Source organism: Streptomyces sp. G-G2, assembly GCF_030063135.1.
Lineage (GTDB): Bacteria > Actinomycetota > Actinomycetes > Streptomycetales > Streptomycetaceae > Streptomyces.
Genome location: NZ_JASISO010000006.1, coordinates 212,500 through 234,486, shown reverse-complemented (window position 1 = coordinate 234,486; position 21,987 = coordinate 212,500). Strand labels below are relative to the sequence as shown.

The window sequence follows — 21,987 nt, the reverse complement described above, 5'->3', positions numbered from 1 at the left end:
CGGTGCGGCGGCCCTGGCCGGGGCGCCGCGCTACGGCGGCACATTGTCGCAGCCTCTGCGGCTGACGGTGCGGAGGGTCCGGACGGTCCGGGTCGTGCGTCAGACCGCCAGGGTGGCGCGGAAGACCGTACCGGCGCCCGACAACACGGCCCGCTCGCCCGCCGGGACGAAGACCGATTCGCCCGGCGCCAGGGTCAGTTCGCCCGCGCGCGGGGCGCCCGCCGTGCACAGCAGGATCTGCGGGGCGGTGTCCGGGAGGGCGCGCGGGGCGCCGCCGGGGGCGAGGGCGAAGCGGGAGAGCCGGAACTCGTCGATGGGGGCCGGGTAGACCTCTTCACCGTCGTCCCCGGCCTCGGGGCGCAGTGCGCCCGGGTCGCCGGACTCGAACCTGACGACCTTCAGCAGTTCGGGTACGTCCACGTGCTTGGGGGTGAGTCCGGCGCGCAGCACGTTGTCGGAGTTGGCGAGGAGTTCCACGCCGAGGCCGTCGAGGTAGGCGTGCGGGACTCCGGCGCCGAGGAACACGGCTTCACCGGGCTGGAGTCGGAAGTGGTTGAGCAGCATGGCCGCGATCACGCCGGGGTCGCCGGGGTACGCGTGGACCAGGGAGGCGTACGGCGTGTACGGGCCTCCCAGCCGCTCGGCGGCGGCGCCCGCCTCGGTGACCGTGCGGGCCATCTCGGTGCGGTCGGCGGCCAGTACGGCGGTGAGCACCTCGCGCAGGGCCGCTTCTTCCGGCTGGGCGCGCAGCAGGTCGACGTACGGCTTGAGGCTGTCGACGTCCAGGCCTTCGAGCAGGTCGGCGGCCTCCGTCGGCGGGCGGAAACCGCAGAGCCCGTCGAAGGGGGTGAGCGCGCAGAGCATCTCGGGCTTGTGGTTGGCGTCCTTGTAGTTGCGGTGTCCGGCGTCGATGGGGACCCCTCGGCGTTCCTCGTCGGCGAAGCCTTCCCGCGCCTGGGCCAGGTCGGGGTGGACCTGGAGGGAGAGCGGGGCGCCCGCGGCGAGGAGCTTGAGGAGGAAGGGCAGCCGGGGGCCGAACCGGGCGACGGCGGCCGCGCCCAGTTCGCCTTCGGGGTCGGCCTCGATGACCGCGGACAGGGTGGTCGCGCCCGCACCCCGGTCGAGCCGGGAGGGGGCGCCGGGGTGGGCGCCCATCCACATCTCGGCCTGGGGTTCACCGGTCGGGGCGACCCCGAGGAGGGCCGGGATGGCGGTGGCCGAGCCCCAGGCGTAGGGGCGGATCGTGTTCGTGAGGCGGTCCATCGGTGTTCGTCTTCCTGGGAGAGAGGGGCGGGCACAGGTGCGTGCCCTCAGGTACGTCCCCTTGTGGCCAGCGCGAGGTACGCGGTGGCGAAGTCCGTGACCGCGAGGAGCTCGGCGAGCTGTTCGAGGTCGCCGCCCTCCTCGGGTTCGATCTCGCTGATGGCCGTGTCGTGGCTGTGGGCGAGTTCGCGTGCGGCGGGCGCGGCGGTGAGTCCGCCGGCGGGCCGGTCACGCAGCAGGACGACCCGGGCGTGCAGAGCCTGTGGCTCGTCGACCCGGTCACGGAAGAATTCGTCGGGATCGGCGCCCGCGGCGAGGGCGCCCGCGAGCAGGGTCCCGTGGGCGGGCAGCGCCTCGGGCAGTTCGGCGGCGAGGGCGGGGCGGCCCGCGAGTTCGGCGAGGGTCGCGGCGAAGCGCCGTCCGGCGGGTCCCGCGCCGGGGCCCTCGCTCCAGATCAGGGCGAGGGAGTCGGCGAGTTCGGAGGCGAGGGTCTTGGCCGGGTTGCCGTACGTCGCGATGGCGGGCCCGCAGCGTTCGGCGGTGCGGTCGAGGCGGTCGGCGACGAGCTGGAGGGTGGCGGGGGCGGCGGGGACCAGGCCGAGCTTGTCGAGGAGGACGAGCAGCGGGGTCAGCAGGGCCCAGAGGGCGCCCGGTCCGGCGGCGGCGCTCTCGTCGTACTCCTGGTACGGGGCCTTGGCCATCGGTACGAAGAGCCCGTGCGCGCCGGCGACGGCCTCGCTGAGCGGGGACCGTTCGGGGGCGACCGCGACGACGGTGCAGCCGCGCCGGTAGGCCAGTTCGGCGAGGGCTTCGAGGCCGGGCTCGGTGCCGTCGGTGGTGGTGAGGAGCAGCAGGTCCACGGGGCCGGCCCAGCCGGGGAGGGTCCAGCGCATGGCTCCGGCTGCGGGGGCCACGCCCGTGGGGTGCAGCCGGGTGACCGGGGCCGAGGCGCCCACGAGGGCGCTGATCAGGTCGGCGACTCCGGCGGCGGCGGTGCCGGGGCCCGCGATCATGACGGCGCGGGGGCGGCCGTCGGGGCGCAGGTCGTCCAGCCCGGCCTCGGCGGCGTGCCGGACAGCGGTGCGGACCCTGGCTCCGGCGTCGGCGGCGCCGCGGAGCAGGCCGCGGCGGTCTGCGCGGGCCAGCTCCTCGGGTGCGTCGAGCAGCGAGTCGTCGAGCATGGCGGCCTCCGGTCGGCTGTTGAGCGTTTCGGGCCCAACGTAGTGCCCAGGGAGAACCTGGGCCGTCTCTTTCGGATCTGGGCGGTCGAGCCCACGTCGTCCGGTGCCGTGCCCCGCGTCGTCCGGTGCCGTGCCCCGCGAGGCGCGGGAGCGCCCGAGCACGGGACGTACTCGGGCGGTGCGACCCCGCTCGGCCTCCGGGGCCCTCGAAGGGGGTCCGGGGCGGAGCGGGCGAAGCCAACACATCGCGGCGAGGTGCGGTACCGGCGGCGCGGGCCGGGCACGATCCGAGGGACGGCCTAGGCGGGGCGGCGGGCCTCGTCCACGAGGAGGACCGGGATGCCGTCGCGCACGGGGTACGCGAGACCGCAGTCCTGGCCGGTGCAGATCAGCTCGGGCGCGTCCGCGTCGGCCGACCGGTCCCGGAGGGGAGCGTGGCAGACGGGGCAGGCGAGGATCTCCAGAAGGCCGGCTTCGAGCGGCATGGGGGCGTCCCTTCGAACATGTGGATTGGGCCCGGTCAGCGTACCGCCGGGCCGCGGCTCGCGCGGCCCGGCGGTGGGGTGCTCCTGGGGAGCGTCGTCGAGGAGCGTCGCCCGGCCGCCGGGCGGGGCTGGTGGTGCCGGACGCCACCAGCCGGACGGGACGGCGGCGACAGGGCCTACGCGCGGACGAGCGCGAGGACCTCGTCGCGCACCGTGTGCAGGGTCGCGCTGTCGCGGGCCTCCACGTTCAGGCGCAGCAGCGGCTCGGTGTTGGAGGGGCGCAGGTTGAACCACCAGTCGGCGCCGGTCACGGTGAGGCCGTCCAGTGCGTCGGTGCTCACGCCGTCCTGGCCGGCGTACGCCTCCTTGACGGCGGCCATCCGGCCGCTCTGGTCGGCGACGGTGGAGTTGATCTCGCCGGAGCCCTGGTAGCGGTCGTAGGCGGCGACGAGCCCGGAGAGCGGGCCGTCCTGGCCGCCGAGGGCCGCGAGGACGTGGAGCGCGGCGAGCATGCCGGTGTCCGCGTTCCAGAAGTCCTTGAAGTAGTAGTGCGCCGAGTGCTCGCCGCCGAAGATGGCGCCGGTCTTGGCCATCTCCTCCTTGATGAAGGAGTGGCCGACGCGGGTGCGGACGGGGGTGCCGCCGTTCTCGCGGACGACCTCGGGGACGGACCAGGAGGTGATCAGGTTGTGGATGACGATGCCGGAGCCGCCGTTGCGGGCCAGTTCGCGGGCCGCGACGAGGGCGGTGATCGCGGACGGGGAGACGCCCTCGCCGCGTTCGTCGACGACGAAGCAGCGGTCGGCGTCGCCGTCGAAGGCGAGGCCGAGGTCGGCGCCCTCGGCCAGGACGCGGGCCTGGAGGTCGATGATGTTCTTCGGGTCGAGGGGGTTGGCCTCGTGGTTGGGGAAGGTCCCGTCCAGTTCGAAGTACATCGGTACGAGGTCCAGCGGGAGCCCGGCGAAGACGGTGGGGACGGTGTGGCCGCCCATGCCGTTGCCCGCGTCGACGACGACCTTCAGGGGGCGGATCGCGGTGAGGTCGACCAGGCCCTTGAGGTACTCGGCGTAGCCGGTGAGGGTGTCGCGTTCGGTGACGGTGCCCGCGGCGACGGGGGCGGTCTCGGGGGCGCCCTCCTCGGACCACTTCTCGGCCAGTGCGCGGATCTGCGCGAGGCCGGTGTCCTGGCCGACGGGGGCGGCGCCCGCCCGGCACATCTTGATGCCGTTGTACTGGGCCGGGTTGTGCGAGGCCGTGAACATGGCGCCGGGCAGGTCGAGCAGGCCGGAGGCGTAGTAGAGCTGGTCGGTGGAGCACAGGCCGATCAGGGTGACGTCGACGCCGCGGGCCGCCGCGCCGCGGGCGAAGGCGTTGGAGAGGCCGGGCGAGGAGGGGCGCATGTCGTGGCCGACGACGATCGCCGAGGCGTTCGTGACCTCGACGAAGGCCGCGCCGAACAGCTCCGCCAAGGGCTCGTCCCATTCGTCCGGGACGATGCCCCGGACGTCGTACGCCTTGACGATGTTCGAAAGATCAGCAGCCACTGCCTGCCCTCCTGAGGGTTCTGTGCGGGGCACCAAACCTACCCTGCACGGCGGGCAGCTCTTCCGACGATCAGATGAAGGGCCGGGTACGGCCGGGTCTCAGGACTCCGGCGAGCGCAGGACCCGGAGGTGGCCGCGCCGGGCGGGGCCGTTGACCTGCCCGGTGGTACCGGAAGCGCCGGGTCCGCCGTTCTGGGCGACGCCGGGGCGGTCCGCGCGCTCGTGCGGGCGGGCGGCCTCGCGGACGGCGTTGGCGAGGGCTTCGAGATCGTCCCCGGTGGGGCGCGAGGGCGCGGAACCGTCCGACAGGCGTACGACGTCCCAGCCGCGGGGCGCGGTGAGGCGCTCCGAGTGCTCGGCGCACAGGTCGTAGCAGTGGGGTTCGGCGTAGGTGGCGAGCGGGCCGAGGACTGCGGTCGAATCGGCGTAGACGTACGTCAGCGTCGCGACGGCAGGGCGGCCGCACGCGGTGCGAGAACAGCGACGTACAGGGCTCACGACGTTGGACGGTACCGCACTCTTGACCGGGCCGCGACGACTCCCCCGGGGGCGGGTGCCGTGTCGTCACCCGATCCCGGGCGGTGGGCCGTTGCGGGTCGCCCCCGTCCCGGCGGCGAGGGCTACCCTGCGAGGGTGATGGACACCCCGCTGACTCCCCCTGCCGATGGACTTCCCCAGGAACCGCGGACGCGACGGCGCGACCGGCACGGCCGGGGGATGCGCGGACCGCTCGCTCCCCCGCAGGTGCCGCTGTCCGCCAGTCGCGGGGAGCTGTTCGGGGACCTGGTGCGGGACTCCGTGGAGCGGCTGGAGCGGCGCTGGCCGCAGCTGGCGGAGGTGGAGTTCATGGTGGGCGAGGTACCGAGTCCGCCCGGGGGCCCGGAGGGCGGCTGGAACGACGAGGCGGTACCGCTGGGCGGGATGATCGCGGCGGACGGCGACCGGGCCGCGCGGATCGTGGTGTACCGGCGGCCCGTGGAGATCAGGACGAAGTCACGGGACGAGCGGGCAGTGCTGGTGCACGAGATCGTGGTGGAGCAGGTGGCGGAGCTGCTGGGGCTGTCACCCGAGACGGTGGATCCCCGGTACGGGCAGGAGTAGGCCCCCTGCCCGTGGCGGAGGGGATCAGTCCGTCAGGACCGAGAGGTCCTGGACGGCCTTGGGGACGGCCACCGTGCCGCGGTCGTCCTGGAAGGTCTGGACCGTGAACATCGGGATGCCCTCGCGCGGCAGGGACAGCGTGCGGGCCGCGTGGACCGGGCCGCCCGAGAGGGTTTCCACGGTCAGCGCGTACTGCCCCTTGCCGCCGGCCGGGGCGGGGGGCTGCGGGACCGCCAGGGTGGTGCCCGCCTTGACGGTGAACTCCTTGACGGCCGCCTCGCCGCCCTGGGTGCCCGGGGAGGCCGTGACCCGGACCTTCGCGTCCGCCGCACCGGAGGGCACGGTCAGCGCGAGGGTGGTCGCGCCGTTGTCGGTGCGGTTGTCGGCGACGGTGGCGCGGGCGCCGACCGGGGCGGAGGCCGCGATGAAGCCGAGTTCCTGCTTGGCCCCGCTGCCCCGGACCACCCGCAGCGCGGCGACCACGGGGACCGCCTTGTGGCCGCCGGACGGGGTCAGGACGAGTGAACCGGCCTCGCCGCGGGTGACGTCCTTGAGGTCCAGGACCGCCGACATGCCGCCCTTGACGTGCAGTTGTTCATTGCCCGCCGGGGTGATCGAGCCGCCGGGCCCGGTGAGGCGCAGGCCGAGGTCCGCGTCCTCGTCGCCGGGTGCGTGGGCGATCAGCCGTACGGAGGTGGCGTCGGCCGGGATCCCGGGCAGCACCAGGGTGCCCGCCGGGTCGGTGGAGGCGGGCAGCCAGTCGGAGCCGACGCCGTCCTCGCTGACCTGGACCGAGGCGCCGATCCGGCCCGAACGGGTCGTCACGTGCGCGGTGAGGTCGGCGAGCTGGGCACTGGGCGCGATGGTGGACAGCAGGACGGGGACGCTGGACCTCGGCCCGATCTTGATGTTCTCGCCGCTGCCCGGGTCGGTCTTCAGGGCGCCGTCGGGGCCGAACAGCCGGATGTCGACCACCGCGGGGGTGTCGTCGGCGTTGGTGAGGTGCACGTAGTCCTGGCGGCCCTTGGCGGTGCTGGCGCCGGGGAACCAGAAGTCGGTGCCGGGGGCGGTGCAGGCCACCCCGAGCAGCCCGCGGGCCTGGCCGACGTCGACCTTGGTGGTCTGCTGGGCGGTCCAGCCGGGGGCGAGGACCCCGTCGGCGGTGCCGGTGAGGGCGGGGGCCTCGGCGCCGGTGGAGGCGGCGCCGACGGGGGCCCCGGGGGTCTTGGACTCCAGGACGGGCTTGGCGTCCTTGATCGCGCCCGCGAGTCCGGCCGTGCCCTTGGCCTGCGGCTTCGGCGAGCCCGGGGTGATCGACGTGTAGGTGGTGTCGGCGATGTCCGAGGTGCTGGGCGCGGGGCAGACCAGGGTGGTGCGTTCGACCGGGAGCCGGGCGGCGGACCGCTGGCGGGCCTTGGCGTCGGCGGTGGCCGGGGCGGCGGGCGCGGTGAGGACGGCGAGGCCGGTGACGGCGGCGAGCGCGGCGGTGACGGCCGCGAGGGTCAGGGGGGCGCGCTTCACTGCTGGGGGCTCCCGTCGGGACGCTGGAGGGGCTGTCCGTAGGCGTCGTACTGGCCGTACTCGTCGTACGGGTACGGGGGCTGCGGGGGGTAGGGCTGCTGCGCGTACGGGTCGTACGGCTGCGGGGGCTGCGGCTGCTGTTGCTGTTGCGGGTAGCCGTACTGGCCGTCGCCGTACTGGCCGTCGCCGTAACGGGGTTCGCCGTACTGGGGGTCGCCGTACTGGGGGTCGGGTGTCTGCTCGTAGCCGGGCGGGGGGCCCTGGTCGGCGTACACCGGGTCCGGCTGCTGGGGGTAGTACTCCTGCTGGGCCGGGATCTGGGCGTACGGATCGGCCACCGGGCCCTGGGGTTCCAGGGGCTCGGCGGGGGACTCGGCCTCGGCGCGCAGGCGGCGGGCGCGGCGGCCCTCGCCCGCTTCGGCGGGGCCGGGCTGGGCGGGTACGGCGCCCTCCTCGTCCGGCAGGTCGTCGTCCAGGCTGCGGCGGCGCCCGGGCAGGGCCATGACCAGCAGCAGGACGGCGAGGGCGCCCTGGGTCCAGTGCCAGGCGGTGCGGGCGAGGGAGTCGGCGTAGACGAGGTCGAGGCGGCCGCCCCGGGCGGGGAGTTCGAAGCCCTGGGCCCAGCCGTCGACGGTCTTCGCCTTCAGCGGCTTGCCGTCGAGGGTGGCCTGCCAGCCGGGGGCGGCCCGGTCGGCGATGCGCAGCACCCGGGCGGCGCCGCCGGCTTCGGCCGGGGGGATCTTCGTATGGGCCTCGACGGGTCCGGAGGCGACCGGGACGGGGTCCTCGCCGGGCTTCCCGGAGACGATCACGGCGCGGGCGACCTGGCGGTCCACCCGCCACAGCGCGTCGCCGTCCAGCTGGCTGAGGCGGCTGAGGCCCGGGGTGGCGTCGAGGACCCGGCGGAACTGCTGCGGGGCGTCGTCGCGGACCAGGACGTAGCGGATGGCGAAGCCGCCGAGCTGGCTGCTCTGGTCGGCGCCGGAGCCCGCGACCAGGCTGGAGACCACCTTGTCGAGGCGGGTGTCGCTGCCCGCGGCGGCGGCGAGTTCGGCGTCGCCGAGGCGGCCGCCGGAGCCCCGTACGAGGGTGTAGGCGACCTCGGCGGGCGAGCCGCCGCCGAGGACGAGGGTGCGGGCCTGGTCGCGGGTGCCGCTCTCCTCGGCGACGAAGGCGGGGACCTGGACGGGGTCGCGGCGCTCCAGCGGTCCGTCGGCGCCGCCGAGCATCCAGCCCGCCGCGACGAGCAGCGGGCCCGCGGCGGCGGCGAGGGCGACGAGGGCGGCGAGCGGCTGGCGCCAGCCGAAGCTGCGGGCGGCGACGCGTTCCTTGGCTCCGTCGGCGCCGATGGCGGCGGCGGCGAGCAGGGCCAGGCCGTAGACGAGGGTGGCGGGGCCGGCCCAGACGGTGCGGTTGACCAGGGTGGCGAGGAGCAGCGCGGCCAGCGCCGCGGCCCAGGCGGTGGTGACGGCGAGGCGGCGTTCGGCGCGCAGCAGGGCGGCCAGGGCGGCGAGGACGACGCCGAGGAGCAGCAGCCCGCCCGCGGCCCGGGGGCCGCCGGGGCTGAGGCCGAGCAGGTCGAGGGCGGAGGCGGTGCCGGGGCCCTGGGGCAGGCCCGCCTCGCGCAGGAGGGCGGCGGGGTGGCCGAACAGGCTCAGCGACCAGGGGGCCAGGACCAGCAGCGGTACGGCGAGGGTGGCGGCGAGCCGGGGGGCGTACGTCGTCCACGCGGCCCGGCGCACGGCGAGCGCGGCGACGCCGAGGAGCGCGGCGAGCGGCCAGACGACGGGGGTGAAGGCGGTGGCCGCGGTCAGCAGCAGGGTGTACGTCCACACCGCGCGCCAGCCGCCCTTGCCGTCGGCGGCTCCGGCGAACCCGAAGGCCCTGACGGCGGAGCGGGCGATGAGCGGCAGCAGGACGGCGAGGACGGCGGTGCCGAGGCGGCCGGTGGCCAGCGCTCCGGTGACGGCGGGCAGGAAGGCGTAGGCGACGGCGGCCCAGGCGCGCAGCAGCCGGGAGCCGACCAGGGGCCGGGAGGCGAAGTAGGCGGTGAGTCCGGCGAGCGGGACGGAGCAGACCAGCAGCAGGGTGAGCGCGGTCTGCGTGGAGCCGAACAGCAGGGCGGCGAGGGCGCCGAGGACGGCGAGGTAGGGGGGCGCGTCGGCGGTGGAGCCGGTGCCGACGGGGTGCCAGTCGTCGGCGTACCCGTGCCAGAGGGCGAGCGCGCCGTCGGGCGCGGGGAGCAGGGCGCCGCCCATCAGGGAGCCGCCGCCGAGGAGGCCGCGGCAGGCGATGAGGGAGGCGAGGAGCAGGAGGGCGAAGAGGACGGGGGCGGGCTTGCGGGCGATCCGCTTGAGCCGGGCGAACTGCTCGATGTCCAGGAAGTCGGCGTCGTCGCCGCCGGGGCCGGATTCGACGGCTCCGCCGTGCCTGCTGGCGCCGCCGGGTTCGGTGTCCTGGGCGGCGCCGAAGTACCCGGCGAGCTGTTCGACGTTGGCGCGCAGGGTGGCGCCGGGCGGCGGGAAGAGCGGGCGCAGTTCCTTGGCGGGGACGGCGGGGCGGCCGCGGCGTCTGCGGGCGCCGAGGACGCGGCCGGGCCGCAGCAGGGTGCCGAGCAGGCCGCCGATCTCGTCGACGGCCTGGCCGGGGGCCTTGCCGACGAGGTAGCCGAGGGTGCGCAGGACGGTGCCGAGGAGGATGCGGAGCATGACATAGGGCAGGGCGCCGGCGCTGGAGTTGGCGAGCACCGTGTAGGTGGCGCCCGCCTTGTCGACGCGGTGGGGGCTGACGCTGGAGCGGCCCGCGCAGTCGACGGTGCGGCGCTCGCGGGCGGAGGCCTCGGCGTGGCGCAGGACGGCGTCGGGGGCGACGAGGACGGTGTGCCCGGCGCTTAGGGCGCGCCAGCACAGGTCGACGTCGTCGCGCATCAGGGGCAGCCGGCGGTCGAAGCCGCCGAGCTCGTCGTAGACGTCACGGCGCACCAGCATGCCCGCGGTGGAGACGGAGAGCACGGGGCGGACCTGGTCGTGCTGGCCCTGGTCCTGTTCGCGGCGGTCCAGGCCGGTCCAGCGGCGGCCGCTGCGGGCGATGGTGACACCGGCTTCGAGGAGCTGCTTGCCGTCGTACCAGCCGCGCAGCTTGGGGCCGATGACGGCGGCCTCGGGGTTCTCCTCGGCGACGCGCAGGAGTTCGGTGAGGGCGTCGGGGGCGGGCGCGCAGTCGTCGTGGAGCAGCCAGAGCCACTGGACGGGTTCGCCGTGGGGCAGGTCGGGGAGGTCGTAGTTCTCGTCCTGCCAGGTGCGGCTGACGGGGTCCCAGCCGCTGGGGCGCTTGAGGTAGGGCAGGTCCTCGGGGGTGAGGACGCCCGCCGCGGCGGCGGCCTCGTCGACGGCCGCGCCGAATCCGGTGCGCCGGGCGAGGTGCAGGACCCGGTCGTCACCGAGGGCTTCGGCGAGCAGGCGCGCGGAGTCGTCGGCGCTGCCGTTGTCGGCGGCGACGTGGCTCTGCGCGGGGCGTTCCTGACCGAGGAGCCCGGCGAGCGTCTGGGGCAGCCAGCGGGCACCGTCGTGGGCGACGACGACCGCGGTGACGACGTGCCGGGGGAACTCGGGGACGGCCGGACCCTGGTGGGAGGCCGTCGAGTGGCTGTGCAGGGACATCGCGGTACGGGCCCTCCGGCCGGGGGTCCGGGGGTGGTGTGCCCTCGGAGGCTGCTGGACAGCGCCCCACACTAACGGCTGGAAACACAGCGGTCCGCCTCCTGCGGGGAAGGTGCAGGAGGCGGACCGTTTGCTCTGTTCCGGACGTATCGGCGCAATCAGACGGCTGCCTTTTTCAGGCGGCGGCGTTCACGCTCGGACAGTCCGCCCCAGATACCGAACCGCTCGTCGTTGGCAAGGGCGTACTCAAGGCATTCGGAGCGGACTTCACAGGCGAGGCAGACCTTCTTGGCCTCGCGGGTGGAGCCGCCCTTTTCGGGAAAGAAGGATTCGGGGTCGGTCTGGGCGCAGAGTGCGCGCTCCTGCCAGCCGAGCTCCTCGTCCGCCTCCTCGACCAGCAGTTCCTGAAACAGCTCGGTCATGTGCGCCCCTCGCTCTGTCTTCGCGTCCCCGTGGTGTGGCCGTCACCGATTGCTACGGAACGACACGAGTGAAATTACAAGGCGCTGCTCCTGTGCAGTCAAGCCGAGATCTGCTATTGGGCCCCTTATTCACTCTGCGGAACCAAGGGTATGCAGAAAGTGTTCAAATCGCCAAAAACCGTGACACATGCAACACGTACGGACGGACCACGACGGATCGCGGTCCCCGTCCATGGTCGACGCGGCGTCTTCGAGCGGGGTTGCGCTCCGGCGGGAGAAGCGGCCCAGATCACATTCCGGTCACGAGCCGACGTGATCCGGACGTGGTTGCACCGCCACATGCCCGGCCTCGGAGTGCACAAACCTTTCTCCGCACCCTGTAACCGGATGAGGTGAAACTTTTCGACCAAACTGGACATTGGGTTGACAGTCGCCCCGTCGAACCGGTCTCCTTGTTGCCATGTCAGCGCCCGCAGCCGCCACCTGGACCCCCATTCGTGGGTTCCTGCGCGCTGCCCAGGTTCGCTGTTGCTGTTGCAGCTGTTGATGCCTCCGGAGCTCCGGCTCCGCCGAGCACCGGCTTCACACCCCCAGCAACCGACCGCGCGACCGCGCCACTGACATCCGTCGAGGTACTTCCGCAATGAACGCGACGAACACCCCGAACGCCCCGCAGCTCCACGCCCCCCAGGTCCAGATCCGGGGCGCCGAGAGCGACCTCCAGATCGCGGGCGACATCCTCTCCGTCCAGCACCTCCTCCAGCCCGCCCGCGAGCACCCGGCCACCGTCGCCGAGTTCGCCGGGCTCGCCCGCTCCCTCGCCGAGGACCGCTCCCAGTGGGAGCACCTCGTCGAGTACGACGCCTCCTCCCGCTGGTACCACCGGCTGCGCACCGGCCCCGGCTACGAGGTCTGGCTCCTCAGCTGGGTCCCCGGCCAGGGCAGCGGGGTCCACGACCACGGCCCGTCCTCCGGAGTCCTCACCGTCCTGGAGGGCGAGCTCACCGAGCACACCGCCCGCGGCCCCCGCGCCCTCGCCGCGGGCAGCCAGCGCGTCTTCGCCCCCGGCTACGCCCACGAGGTCGTCAACGACTCCCTCGACGGCGCGGTCAGCCTGCACGTGTACTTCCCCGGCCTGACCGAGATGCCCCTGCACGACGAACCCCGGGACGCCGGGCGGAGTAACGCCGCTCACTCCTGCTCCCCGGCCCGCCAGAGCGCCGTATCCGCCTGACACACTGCGCTGCATGCGCATTGTTGTACTGGCCGGCGGCATCGGCGGCGCCCGGTTCCTCCGGGGACTCAGGTCGGCCGAGCCCGACGCGGACATCACGGTCATCGGCAACACCGGTGACGACATTCACCTGTTCGGGCTCAAGGTGTGCCCCGACTTGGACACGGTGATGTACACCCTCGGCGGTGGCATCAACGAGGACCAGGGCTGGGGCCGCACCGACGAATCCTTCAAGGTCAAGGAAGAACTCGCGGCCTACGGGGTCGGACCGGACTGGTTCGGCCTCGGCGACCGCGACTTCGCGACCCACATCGTCCGCACCCAGATGCTCGCCGCGGGCTACCCGCTCAGCGCCGTCACCGAGGCCCTGTGCGACCGCTGGCAGCCCGGAGTGCGGCTGCTGCCGATGTCCGACGACCGGGTCGAGACCCACATCGCCGTCACCGAGGCGGGTACCGGTGAGCGGAAGGTCATCCACTTCCAGGAGTACTGGGTGCGGCTGCGCGCCTCCGTGGACGCGGAGGCCGTCGTACCGGTCGGCGCCGAACAGGCCAAGCCCGCGCCCGGCGTGCTGGAGGCCATCGCGGCCGCCGACGTGATCATCTTCCCGCCGTCCAACCCAGTCGTCTCGATCGGCACCATCCTCGCCGTGCCCGGCATCCGCGAGGCCGTGGCCGACGCCGGGGCGCCGGTGATCGGCCTCTCCCCCATCGTCGGGGGCGCGCCCGTGCGCGGCATGGCCGACAAGGTGCTGGCCGCCGTCGGCGTCGAGTCCACGGCCGCCGCCGTCGCCCTCCACTACGGCACCGGACTGCTGGACGGCTGGCTCGTCGACACCTCCGACGCGGAGGCGACCGCCGAGGTGGAGGCCGTCGGGATCACCTGCCGCGCGGTGCCGCTGATGATGACCGACCTCGCCGCGACCGCGGCCATGGCCCGGGCCGCGCTGGACCTGGCGGAGGCCTCCCGGTGAGCGGGGACGTCCCCTCGTACGGAGTACGGGCCGTGGCCGGGCTCCCGGAGGTCCGCCCGGGCGACGACCTGGCGCGGCTGATCGCGGCCGCCGCCCCGGAGCTGCGCGACGGGGACGTCCTGCTCGTCACCTCGAAGATCGTCTCCAAGGCGGAGGGCCGGATCGTCACCGCCGACTCCCGCGAGGAGGCCATCGACGCCGAGACGGTACGGGTGGTCGCGCGCCGCGGTCCGCTGCGCATCGTGGAGAACCGGCAGGGCCTGGTCATGGCCGCCGCCGGGGTCGACGCCTCCAACACCGCCGCGGGCACGGTCCTGCTGCTGCCCGAGGATCCCGACGCCTCGGCGCGGGCGATCCGCGCGGGGCTGCGGGCCGCCCTGTCCGTGGATGTCGGCGTCCTCGTGACCGACACCTTCGGGCGACCCTGGCGCACCGGGCTGACGGATGTCGCGATCGGCGCGGCCGGGGTAAGGGTCCTGGAGGACCTGCGCGGCAACGCCGACGCCCACGGCAACCCGCTGAGCGCGACCGTGGTGGCCACCGCCGACGAACTGGCCGCGGCCGGTGACCTGGTCAAGGGCAAGGCGGACGGGCTGCCGGTGGCCGTCGTACGCGGGCTGGGCCACCTGGTGGCCGAGGGCGGATCGGCCCGTGAGCTGGTCCGTTCCCCCGCCGACGACATGTTCCGGCTGGGGACCTCGGAGGCGGTACGGGAGGCCGTGACCCAGCGCCGGACGGTACGGGCGTTCACCGCCGACCCCGTGGACCCGGGCGCCGTACGCCGGGCCGTCGCGGCGGCCGTCACCGCGCCCGCGCCGCACCACACCACACCGTGGCGGTTCGTCCTGCTGGAGTCGGCGTCGGCGCGGCTGGAGCTGCTGGACGCGATGCGGGACGCGTGGATCGCGGACCTGCGCCGCGACGGCAAGTCCGAGGAGTCCATCGCCAAGCGGGTGCGGCGCGGGGACGTGCTGCGCGCGGCGCCGTACCTGGTGGTGCCCTGCCTGGTGACGGACGGGGCGCACGACTACGGGCACGCCCGGCGCGACGCGGCCGAGCGGGAGATGTTCGTGGTCGCGATGGGCGCGGGCGTACAGAACTTCCTGGTCGCGCTGGCCGGGGAACGGCTCGGGTCGGCGTGGGTGTCCTCGACGATGTTCTGCCGGGACGTGGTGCGGGAGGTGCTGGCGCTGCCGGAGGACTGGGACCCGATGGGGGCGGTGGCGGTCGGCCACGCGGCCGGGGCGCCGCGGGAGCGGGCGGAGCGGGATCCGGCGGACTTCATCGAGGTCCGCTGAGGGCGGTCCCGTCCGGTCGGTTCCGGTCGGGTCCGGTCCCGTCCGGTTACAGCCTTCCGATGTCGGTGCGGGGCATCTTCGGGACGCGGCGGGGCGGGGTGCGGCCCGCGAGCAGGATCAGCCGGGCCGCCCGGTGGCGCTGTCCGGTGCCCTGGTCGGCGTACGGGGCGAGGAGTTCGAGCATCGCCGCGTCGTCGGCGTCGCGGTCGCCGATGAGGGCGTAGCCGATGGTGCCGGGCAGGTGCAGGTCGCCGGTGGTGACGGCGTCGGCGGCGCCATTGCTGCGCTGGAGGGTCTCGGCGGAGGTCCAGGGGCCGATGCCGGAGACCGCCTCCAGGCGGGCCATGGCGGCCGGGAGGTCCATCGCGGCGGCCTCCTCCAGGCGGGGCGCGACGCGGGCCGCCCGGACGATGGTGGCCGAGCGCTTCATGTCGACGCCCGCCTTGTGCCAGTCCCAGGAGGGGATCAGGGCCCAGGTGCGGGCGTCGGGCATCACGTACAGGTCCGGGTGCGGGCCGGGGGCGCGCTCGCCGTACTGGCGTACGAGGCGGCGCCAGGCGCGGTAGGCCTCGTCGGTGGTGACCTTCTGCTCCAGGACCGTGGGGATCAGCGCCTGGAGGACCAGGCCGGTCCGGGTGAGGCGCAGGCCGGGGCGGCGGCGGTGGCTGGCGTGCACGAGACGGTGGCGGGGGACGAAGTCGGCCGGGGCGTCCTGGGCTCCGAGCAGGGCGGGGAGGCCGTCGAGCGCCCAGTCCGCGCCGGGGCCCCAGGCGGTGGCGCCGCTCTGGGTGACGTGCAGGGTGGCGGGGCCGGCGGGGGTGCGCAGGCCGAGCCAGACGCCGTCCGGGGCGGCCCGGAAGGTCGGGTCGCCGGCGCCGCGGCGGAGCGGGCCGAGGACCAGCCCGAGGTCGAGGGGGGCGGGGCCGGGCAGGGGGCGGACCTTGGGCTGGGGCCCGGGGGCGGGGAGGTCGGTGCGGCCGCCGCGGATCGTGGTGCGGGTGGGGGGATCGAAGCGGCCGGCCATGCCTTGAGCGTAGCCCGCGGCGGCGGGTGGGCGCCCCTGCCTGCGGCGGTGCCGTTTCAGCTCGCCCGGCGAGAGCCCGGGCCTCCGGCGGCGCCCCCTTCAGCCTGCCCGGCGTTTGAGGGCCCGCCGGAGGCACACCCGGAACCAGCCGGCGAACGAGGGCCGCGCGGCAACCCCGGCCTCCGGCGGCGCCTCAAACGCCGGCGAGGCTGAGATGGGCCCGCCGCCGCCGGTGGGGTGGGGTCAGCGGCCCTGGAGGTGGGCCGAGGAGGTGCGGGTGGTGGGGAGTTTGCCGTACAGCTGGCGGCCCGGGCATTCCGTCGCGAACCCGTCCCGGTGCCCGGAGATCACGTTCATCCGGACGTTGCGGCCCTTCGCGTACAGGTTCCCCCCGCCCGACCGCAGCGTCGTCTTCGACAGCGGGTTCGCCCCGAACAGGCCGAGCTTCCACGCCGTCAGCCGCGCCACCGCGTTCACGGCGGCCGCGGGCGGCTGCGCGTTCGAGAAGGTGCCGATCACCGCGATGCCCATGCTGTCCGTGTTGAAGCCCATGGTGTGCGCCCCGAGCACCGGCTTGGCGACGCCGCCCGCCCGGCCCTCGTAGACGGTTCCGCACTTGTCGACGGCGAAGTTGTAGCCGATGTCCCGCCAGCCCTCGCTGACCACGTGGTAGCGGTACAGGCTGCGCAGGACCGCCGGGGCGTCCCCGCAGGCGTAGCCGTTGCCGGAGGCGGTGTGGTGCACGAAGGCCGCCTTGACGGTGTTCGTGTAGACGAAGCCCCGTTCGCGCAGGTTCTCGTCCGCGCCCCAGCCCCGCCGGGTGACGATGCGGGGCCGCGGCCCGATGTACGGGCGGGCGGCCGGGCTGAGCGAGCCCTCGCTCGCGAGGATCGCGTCTGCGGTGGAGTCGGCCTTGTTCAGCTCCGTGATCTCACTGGCGCCGAGCGGCGCGAGCGGGACGTTCGGCGCCGAGGACTCGGCCATCTCCATGCTCAGGCCGGGCGCGCCGACCGCCGTCTCCCCCTTGTCGTCCTCGGGCGGTCCGGCCGGGGCGCCGCCCGTCTCCGCGCCGTTCTTGGCGTCCACCGGGACGGTCCGCGGCGCGGCGCCGGGGTCGACCAGTTCGATCCGCATCCCGGTGGGGAGCCGGGTGGTGGCCGGGGTGCCGGGGGCCGCGCCCGTACGGTCGCGGGCGCCCGGTTCCGCCTGGACCCGGACCTCGACGCCGTCGGACGCGCCGACCCACAGGGGCGCGGTGCTGCCCCGGACCCGGCCGCCGGTGCGTTCGGCCGCGTCGGGGTCGGCGGCGTGCTCGCCGTTGTGGGTCTCGATGTCCTGCCAGCCGGACCACGTGGCCGTGGCGGCCGAGCGGGTACGGACCTGCACCCGCCCGGAGAGCGGGGCGGCCGCGTCGTCCCAGACGACGCCGACCATGGAGAAGGTCGCCACGTCGCGCGCGGGCAGGCCCTCGGTCTCGGGGAGCCGGGGGGAGGCGCTCATGCCGGGGACGTCGGAGTCCCGGTGGTCCGCGGACGTGAGCGGGACGAGGGGCAGCGACCGGGTGGACCCGGCCGGGGCGTCCGGAACCACCGGGGCGGCCGCGGCCGCCCCGGTCGCTGGGACGGCCGTGGTCACGGTCGAGGCCGTCGCCACCACGGGGAGGGCGACGGCGAGCGGGAGGGACAGTGCGGCCGCGGTCGCGACGCCGATCGAGGAAGCAAGGAATCCACGCATGAAACGGATGCTGAACGCGTTCACCGCCGGGCGCCATCGGAGAACTGACGGATCGTCGGGTAATTGCGCTCCGGCGTTCCTCCGTACGGGGGAGCGGTACGGCCCCCGTACGAGGGAGGCCCCCGCGTAGCCTGAGCCGGGTGAACACCACTGACCGCACCCCTGCCGACCTGCTGCGATCCGCGCTCGCCGCCGATCCGGGCCGCCCCCTCGTCACCTTCTACGACGACGCGACGGGCGAGCGCATCGAATTGTCCGTCACCACCTTCGCCAATTGGGTGGCCAAAACCGCCAACCTGCTCCAGGGCGACCTCGGCGCCGAGCCCGGCGACCGGCTCGCGCTGCTGCTGCCCGCCCACTGGCAGAGCGCCGTGTGGCTGATCGCCTGCGCCTCGGTCGGCGTGACGGTCGAGGTGGGCGGGGACCCGGCCGACGCGGACCTCGTGGTCAGCGGGCCGGACACGCTGGAGGAGGCGCGGGCCTGCTCCGGCGAGCGGGTCGCGCTGGCGCTGCGGCCGCTCGGCGGGCGCTTCCCGCAGCCCCCGGCCGGGTTCGCGGACTACGCGGTGGAGGTGCCGGGGCAGGGCGACCAGTTCGCGCCCTTCGTGCCGGTGGACCCCGAGGGGGCCGCGCTGCGGGTCGGGGGCCGCGCGCTGTCGTACGTACAGCTGGTGGACCGGGCGCGGGCGGACGCGGCGGAGCGGGGGCTGAGCGGGGGCTCCCGGGTGCTGTCGGGGCTGGGCTTCGACACCTGGGAGGGACTGTCGGCCGGACTGTTCGCACCGCTCGCGGCGGGCGGGTCGGCGGTGCTCTGCCGTCACCTGGACCAGCTGTCCGAGGCCGCCCTGGCCACCCGGGCCGAGAGCGAACGCGTGACCCACACCGCGTAGCGGCAGGCCACGGCGCGTAGCGACAGACCACGGCAGCGCGTAACGGCAGGCCACACCGCGTAGTGGCCGCGTCACCCACCGGACGCGGCCACCGCGTCGCTCGCGTCGTTCCCGGTACCCGGCGCCCGCGCCGCCCCCTGCGGGAACACGCTATTTGTCACCCACACGGCGTAGTAGGGACCCCTGCCCCGGGCCGCTCCGCCGACCCCGGGGCAGGATCGGCGTAGGCCGCGTACCCACCCGTACGGGGCTGTCACCTAGCGGTGAGGGACGGACGCGGACGTGACCGACAGCGCCGGCATACCCGAGCACCCCGGTGCGGGCACGGGCGGTACGCCGCCCCCGCGCCGACGGCGCCGGCCGCTGCGCTGGATCGGCCTCGGGGTGGTGCTGCTGGTCCTGGCGGGGGCGGCGACCGGCTGGTGGGTCTACCGCAAGCTCGAGGGCAACATCAAGGAGGACACCTCCGCCGCCGCCGAACTGCGGCGCTACGACCGCGAGCGCCCGGTGCACTTCGTGGACGGCGCCCAGAACGTGCTGCTGATCGGTTCGGACTCGCGCTCCGGCAAGGAGAACGCCAAGTACGGACGGGACGTCGGCACCCAGCGCTCGGACACCGCGATCCTGCTGCACCTGCCCGCGAACCGGCTGAGCGCGACCGCGGTGTCGATACCGCGAGACCTGATGACCGACGTACCGAGCTGCCTGAAGGCGGACGGGAGCCGGACCACCGCGCAGAACGCCCAGTTCAACTGGGCCTTCGAGTGGGGCGGCGCGGCCTGCACGGTCCGTACGGTCGAGAAGCTGACCGGGATCCGCGTCGATCACCACATGGTGATCGACTTCGGCGGGTTCAAGAGGGTGGTCGACGCCGTCGGCGGGGTCGAGGTCTGCCTCAAGCAGCCGATCGACGACACCGATGCGAAGCTGAAGCTGCCCGCCGGACGGCAGACCCTCCAGGGCGAGCAGGCCCTCGGCTTCGTCCGGGTCCGGCACAGCCTGGGCAACGGCAGCGACACCGAACGGATGGAACGCCAGCAGGAGTTCATGGGCTCGCTGGTGAAGAAGGTGCAGAGCGACGGGGTGCTGCTCAATCCGGCCCGGCTCTATCCCCTGCTGGACGCGGCGACTTCCTCGGTGACCGCGGACCCGGGGCTGGCCTCGCTGCGCGGGCTGTACGAACTGGTGCGCGGCATACGGAACATCCCGACCGATCGGATCAACTTCCTGACCGTACCGCGCAAGCCGTACGCCGCCGATCCGAACCGGGACGAACTGGCGGAGCCGGAAGCGGCCCGGCTCTTCCAGCAGCTGCGGATGGACGAGCCGGTGACGGTGGTCGCGCCCGCAGCCCTTGATCCGCAAGGACAGGCCACCCCCGAACAGCGGGCCGAGGCCGAGCACACCCCGGCGGCAGGCGCGGGAACCGCCCCCGCCCCCTCGCCCGTCCCCACTTTCACGGGCACCACGGCGGGTACCGCTACCTGCCGGTAAAACAATCCAAAAAGCCGGAGTCCGAACCGGGTGGGATGAGGGGTTTGCCCAGTTATAAGGTGAGTGGAATTTGTCACCAGCATGGTTTGGCGGTGAACTGGCCGGATAAGGTGAGCGATCCGGTGCGCAGGCAGGCCGTAGGCCGTGCACCAGCAGCCCGATCGTTGACCGAGCGCCTGGGGGGAGGCGCCTCGCGAGGCACCGACGGAGGACTCGAGCAACCGTGGATGCGCACAGCCGTGGGCGAGCAGAAGAAGCCGACCCCGCAGACCAATGGGTCCTCGACCCTCGCACAGGCGACTACGAGCTGCGACCGGACCGCTCCGCTGCGCAGCGGCCCTCGGTGACCTCCCCCCGAAGAGCCCGCGGCCGGCTCCCCTCGGCCTCCCCCTCCCCCTCCGGCACCGCCGCCAGGTCGGGCCGGGCCTCGAAGTCCTCCACGGCCCCCTCCCCCACGTCCCCCGCGGCTCCCGCGACTCCCTCTCCGGGGGTGCCCGGGCCGCGGCGCGGTGACGGGCCCGGCGGCGGGCGGCGCGGCGGGCGGCGGACCGCCGGAGGGCACGGACCGGGCGGAGAAGGCGGCCGGGGGCGCCGGAAGGGGCTGGCGATCGCGGGCGGCTCGCTGGCGTTCGTACTGGTGGGCGGCTCCCTCGCCGCGTACCTGTACTACGACCACCTCAACGGCAACATCAAGACCACGGACACCCTGGGCGCGGGCCGCAACGGCTTCCAGAAGGACCAGCCGATCAACATCCTGATCATCGGCACGGACAAGCGGACCGGTGACGGCAACGCGGGCTACGGCGACCCCGACAGCCCCGGCCACGCGGACACCACTTTCCTCTTCCACGTCTCCAAGGACCGGACGAACGCGACGGCGCTGTCCATCCCCCGCGACCTGATCACCGACATCCCGACCTGCCCGACGAAGCAGCCCGACGGCTCGACGAAGAACATCCCCGCGCAGCGCGGGGTGCGCTTCAACACGAGCCTCGGGCAGGAGGGCCGGGACCCGGGCTGCACGATGCGCACGGTGCAGGAACTGACCGGCATCCCCGTGGACCACTTCCTGATGGCGGACTTCAACGCGGTCAAGACCCTGAGCAAGGCCGTCGGCGGGGTCCCGGTGTGCCTGGACAAGGCCGTCAACGACCGCGACTCGAAGCTGAACCTGACGGCGGGCGAGCACCGGCTCGACGGGGAGCAGGCGCTGGCCTTCGTACGGACGCGGCACTCCTTCGGCAACGAGAGCGACCTCGACCGGATCAAGACCCAGCAGCAGTTCCTGAGTTCCATGATCCGTGAGATGAAGTCGCAGGACACGCTGACCAGCCCGAAGAAGGTGTTCGCGCTCGCGGAGGCGGCCACGAAGGCGCTGAGCGTGGACAAGGGCATGGGTTCCATCAGCCAACTCACCTCGCTGGCAGGTGAGTTGAAGGGGATCAACCCGAAGAACATCACCTTCACCACCCTGCCGGTGCTCGACAATCCGGCGGAGCGGGTCAAGGTGACCGTGGTGCTCAATCCCTCGCAGTCCGATCCGCTGCTCCAGATGATCCGCGAGGACGTCTCGCTGACGGCGGTGGAGCAGAAGGAGAAGGCCGCGGCGGCGGAGGCCAAGAGCAAGCAGGACGCGCTGCTCCAGGGCAACCGCGCGCCGGCCGCCGACGTACGGGTGGCCGTCTCCAACGGCGGCGGGCCGCAGGGCTCCGCCTCCACCACCCTGGCGTGGCTGCAGAATTCGAAGGGCGTGGAGAAGTCGAGCAACCTGGGCAACGCGCCCGCGAAGCTCGATCACACCACGCTGGAGTACGCGCCCAACCAGGCCGACCAGGCCCGGGCGCTCGCCGACATGATGGGCCTGCCCGCGTCGGCCCTGAAGGCCGGATCGGCGGACGCGCCGCCGAAGACACCGATGAAGCTCACGCTCGGCGCGGACTTCAAGGGGGCGGGGATCTCGCTCACGGCGCCGCAGCAGGCGCCCGAGGGCGTCCAGCGGGTCGAGGCGGACAAGGCGGTCTGCGCCAAATAGCAGGACGCGTCGGATCGCGGTCCGTGCCGGACAACCGGCCCTGGCGGCGGGCCGACACAGGAACGACCGGCACAATGCCTGACGAATCAGGATCTTGAGGGGGGTACGTGTGACGCGTAGCAGCGTGCGGGG

17 protein-coding genes are annotated in these 21,987 nt (G+C 74.2%); 7 read left to right on the top strand and 10 right to left on the bottom strand.

All coding sequences use genetic code 11. The features are described from left to right. Nucleotides 1-99: 99 nt before the first annotated feature. The 5 genes from manA to QMF80_RS07530 form a co-directional block, all read right to left on the bottom strand. On the bottom strand, nt 100-1,263 hold the full coding sequence (manA, locus tag QMF80_RS07550; RefSeq protein ID WP_283450767.1) for a mannose-6-phosphate isomerase, class I: 1,164 nt from the start codon (nt 1,261-1,263) through the stop codon (nt 100-102). Nucleotides 1,264-1,310: 47 nt separating this feature from the next. Then, nucleotides 1,311-2,444 (bottom strand): SIS domain-containing protein, encoded by a 1,134-nt coding sequence (locus QMF80_RS07545; RefSeq protein WP_283450766.1) that lies wholly within the window; start codon nt 2,442-2,444, stop codon nt 1,311-1,313. A 299-nt stretch (nt 2,445-2,743) separates the two neighbouring features. Then, complete coding sequence (locus tag QMF80_RS07540) at nt 2,744-2,929, bottom strand: Trm112 family protein (protein ID WP_283450765.1); 186 nt, start codon at nt 2,927-2,929, stop codon at nt 2,744-2,746. Between the two features lie 176 nt (nt 2,930-3,105). Beyond that, nucleotides 3,106-4,473, bottom strand: coding sequence for a phosphomannomutase/phosphoglucomutase (locus QMF80_RS07535; protein ID WP_283450764.1), 1,368 nt, complete (start codon nt 4,471-4,473; stop codon nt 3,106-3,108). Between the two features lie 99 nt (nt 4,474-4,572). Then, entirely contained in the window at nt 4,573-4,971 is a 399-nt protein-coding gene (locus QMF80_RS07530; RefSeq protein ID WP_283450763.1) for a DUF3499 domain-containing protein, read from the bottom strand. Nucleotides 4,972-5,109: 138 nt separating this feature from the next. Between QMF80_RS07530 and QMF80_RS07525 the strand changes: the two genes are divergently transcribed. Then, complete coding sequence (locus QMF80_RS07525; RefSeq protein ID WP_283450762.1) at nt 5,110-5,574, top strand: metallopeptidase family protein; 465 nt, start codon at nt 5,110-5,112, stop codon at nt 5,572-5,574. A gap of 24 nt (nt 5,575-5,598) precedes the next feature. Here the strand turns inward: QMF80_RS07525 and QMF80_RS07520 are convergent, their stop codons facing one another. The 3 genes from QMF80_RS07520 to QMF80_RS07510 form a co-directional block, all read right to left on the bottom strand. Continuing rightward, nucleotides 5,599-7,095, bottom strand: a complete 1,497-nt coding sequence (locus QMF80_RS07520) for a DUF5719 family protein (protein ID WP_283450761.1) — start codon at nt 7,093-7,095, stop codon at nt 5,599-5,601. After that, complete coding sequence (locus tag QMF80_RS07515) at nt 7,092-10,754, bottom strand: glycosyltransferase family 2 protein (RefSeq protein WP_283450758.1); 3,663 nt, start codon at nt 10,752-10,754, stop codon at nt 7,092-7,094. Before QMF80_RS07515 ends, QMF80_RS07520 begins: the two co-directional genes overlap by 4 nt. Before the next feature lie 158 nt (nt 10,755-10,912). Next, nucleotides 10,913-11,176: a WhiB family transcriptional regulator gene (locus tag QMF80_RS07510; protein ID WP_003983763.1), complete on the bottom strand. Its 264-nt coding sequence runs from the start codon at nt 11,174-11,176 to the stop codon at nt 10,913-10,915. Between the two features lie 643 nt (nt 11,177-11,819). On the opposite strand from QMF80_RS07510, the gene QMF80_RS07505 reads away from it, so the two are divergent. From QMF80_RS07505 to QMF80_RS07495, 3 genes are read left to right on the top strand one after another with little or no spacing between them, the layout of a single operon-like run. Continuing rightward, the gene (locus QMF80_RS07505; RefSeq protein ID WP_283450695.1) at nt 11,820-12,410 is read left to right on the top strand and encodes a cysteine dioxygenase; all 591 of its coding nucleotides are present in this window, start codon (nt 11,820-11,822) and stop codon (nt 12,408-12,410) included. Nucleotides 12,411-12,423: 13 nt separating this feature from the next. Then, on the top strand, nt 12,424-13,383 hold the full coding sequence (gene cofD, locus QMF80_RS07500) for a 2-phospho-L-lactate transferase (RefSeq protein WP_283450693.1): 960 nt from the start codon (nt 12,424-12,426) through the stop codon (nt 13,381-13,383). After that, a complete protein-coding gene (locus QMF80_RS07495) occupies nt 13,380-14,681 on the top strand; it encodes a coenzyme F420-0:L-glutamate ligase (protein WP_283450691.1) in 1,302 nt (433 codons plus the stop codon). Before cofD ends, QMF80_RS07495 begins: the two co-directional genes overlap by 4 nt. 46 nt (nt 14,682-14,727) lie before the next feature. Here QMF80_RS07495 and QMF80_RS07490 read toward each other — a convergent pair whose 3' ends face one another. Both QMF80_RS07490 and QMF80_RS07485 read right to left on the bottom strand, forming a co-directional pair. Next, nucleotides 14,728-15,705, bottom strand: coding sequence for a DNA-3-methyladenine glycosylase family protein (locus tag QMF80_RS07490; protein WP_283450689.1), 978 nt, complete (start codon nt 15,703-15,705; stop codon nt 14,728-14,730). Nucleotides 15,706-15,948: 243 nt separating this feature from the next. After that, the gene (locus QMF80_RS07485) at nt 15,949-17,439 is read right to left on the bottom strand and encodes a peptidoglycan recognition protein family protein (protein ID WP_283450687.1); all 1,491 of its coding nucleotides are present in this window, start codon (nt 17,437-17,439) and stop codon (nt 15,949-15,951) included. 140 nt (nt 17,440-17,579) lie between these two features. Between QMF80_RS07485 and QMF80_RS07480 the strand changes: the two genes are divergently transcribed. From QMF80_RS07480 to QMF80_RS07470, 3 genes are all read left to right on the top strand, one after another. Further along, nucleotides 17,580-18,329 carry a TIGR03089 family protein gene (locus tag QMF80_RS07480; protein WP_283450685.1) on the top strand — a complete coding sequence of 250 codons (750 nt, stop codon included), beginning with the start codon at nt 17,580-17,582 and terminating at the stop codon, nt 18,327-18,329. Nucleotides 18,330-18,611: 282 nt separating this feature from the next. Beyond that, complete coding sequence (locus QMF80_RS07475; protein WP_283450683.1) at nt 18,612-19,823, top strand: LCP family protein; 1,212 nt, start codon at nt 18,612-18,614, stop codon at nt 19,821-19,823. A 223-nt stretch (nt 19,824-20,046) separates the two neighbouring features. Continuing rightward, a complete protein-coding gene (locus QMF80_RS07470; protein ID WP_502962792.1) occupies nt 20,047-21,855 on the top strand; it encodes an LCP family protein in 1,809 nt (602 codons plus the stop codon). Nucleotides 21,856-21,987: the final 132 nt, after the last annotated feature.